The 2,067-nt window shown below is 35.0% G+C and carries 1 protein-coding gene; it reads left to right on the top strand.

Annotated elements, in window-relative coordinates; genetic code table 11:
• Window positions 1-80 precede the first annotated feature (80 nt).
• Entirely contained in the window at window positions 81-1,901 is a 1,821-nt protein-coding gene (locus V6C16_RS11825; RefSeq protein ID WP_333536587.1) for a reverse transcriptase domain-containing protein, read from the top strand.
• The last annotated feature ends 166 nt before the right edge of the window (window positions 1,902-2,067 follow it).

Raw genomic sequence — 2,067 nt, 5'->3', positions numbered from 1 at the left:
CTTAAATAGGAAGTCTTAAATAGCTTTTACTAATATATAATAAATATTAGCAACGTCTGCCATTCTGCCAAGGAGGTGTTATGGACAACATTATCTTAAAAAAATTTCAATCTGCTAAGAATCTTAGCGACTTCGCAGAAATTTTGGGATTCACTCCTCAAAAGTTAAGCTACATTATATATAAGCATGATGGTGGCATAAAGAATCAATATACAGAATTTGAAATCAAAAAGCGTTCAGGAGCATCAAGACGCATTTCTGCCCCAGCATCTGGCCTCAAAGGGGTACAATCAAAGCTGTCTGATGCTCTTCAAGATATATATAAAGCGAAAAAATCCGTTCATGGGTTTGTCCGAGGAAGGACAATTTTAACGGGTGCGATTAGACATTCTAATAAAAGATTTGTTTTTAACATAGATATAAAAGATTTTTTTCCGTCAATCCATTTTGGAAGAGTTCTTGGCCTTTTTTGTGCCAAACCGTATTCTCTTCAAAGAGAAGTTGCAATTCTCGTAGCAAAAATTGCATGTCACAACGACAAACTGCCCCAAGGATCGCCCTGTTCTCCCGTTATTGCCAACATGATATGTGGACATCTGGATTACTTGCTCAGCTCTCTGGCGAAAGAATGTGGGTGCTATTATACTAGATACGCAGATGATTTGACGTTTTCAACAAATAAAAAATCCTTTCCTGAAGAAATTGCAATTTTTTCCAAAGGGAATTGGGAAGCAGGCCCTAAATTAATTGACCTGATAAAAACTCAAGGGTTTATGGTAAATGAAGCAAAAACAACTATGCGGTCGAAATCTGATCGTCAGTTAGTTACAGGCATTGTTGTAAACGACTATCCAAACATTCAGCGCAAACTAATAAAGCAAGTACGCGCTATGCTTCATTGCTGGAGAGTAAATGGGATAGAAGCTGCTCAAGAGAAATACAAGAATCAATTTGACCTTGAGAATAGGGCTGAGCATAAGAAAAAAAACATTAGCTTTTCACAAATAGTACGTGGAAAAATTGAATATATACGCTTTATAAAGAAATATCGTATAGAACTACTAAATGACATTGATAAACAAGAAAAAATTCGAACAAAAATTCCTATTAAAAAAGACAATCAAACAATTCACAAAGATCAGCACTACAAATATCTACAGCAATTCGAATTCCTTTCCATGATGGAGCATAGAATGCCTGTAATTATTGGTGAAGGAGCAACAGATTGGATTCATCTAAAAAAGGCATTCTTTCATCTAAAAACAGCAGGAGAGTTTTCAAACTTAAATTTATTCTTTTATAAGCATAAAAAATATTTAAAAGGTGGCAACGACATACTCAGCAATCTTCCAGAAGAAGCAAAAAATTGTCAAATTGTTTTTAACTTTCCAGTTATATGCATTTATGATTCAGACATTGCAAACATACGCGAGGCGCATCGGAAAAAAGAAGATGGGATCCTATCCCATGGTAACAACATTTTTTCTTTAGTTATCCATAAGCCAAACCATAGAAATAACGATTGCATATCAATTGAACAACTTTACAGCAATGCTGATTTATTACGCAAAGACTCTTCTGGAAGGAGAATTTACTTAAATACAGAGTTCAATCCAGAAACTGGATTTTATAATGAGGATAGAACTGTATTTTATGGAAAGCGCGCGCGGGATGGCAAAGAGCTTAAAAATTGGAAGGCTACATTAAAAGACAATGAAAAAGTCCTTGATAGTGACATTTGCACTATTCAAAGAGGTATATTAAAAAATATAGCACTCTCAAAATTTGATTTTGCTATTAATATAGCTCAAAATAAGCCAGAATTCCGTGATATGGATTATTCAGAGTTCAAATCAATTTTTAAAAAGATAGAAATGATAATTAAGCATCACAATATTTAAGGCGGGTATCCACTAGCAATTCAAACCTGCTGCGAAGCATGATTGGTGAAGGATTCACCAATGAAACAAGTATTCACTCATGACACGCCAGTGCCACAACCGTTCAATAGTCATCGCCGGTACAGCGACAAAAAAACAATCTGCTATTGTGGATACCCAGATCAAA

The organism is Desulfovibrio sp. 1188_IL3213 (assembly GCF_036763145.1).
In the GTDB taxonomy this organism is placed as follows: domain Bacteria; phylum Desulfobacterota; class Desulfovibrionia; order Desulfovibrionales; family Desulfovibrionaceae; genus Desulfovibrio.
The sequence above is the reverse complement of the archived record's forward strand: the minus strand, read 5'-3'. Positions and strand labels throughout refer to the sequence as shown.

Coding starts and splice junctions, on each gene's coding strand:
- V6C16_RS11825 (WP_333536587.1), top strand. CDS start 81: ATGGACAACATTATCTTAAAAAAATTTCAATCTGCTAAGAATCTTAGC.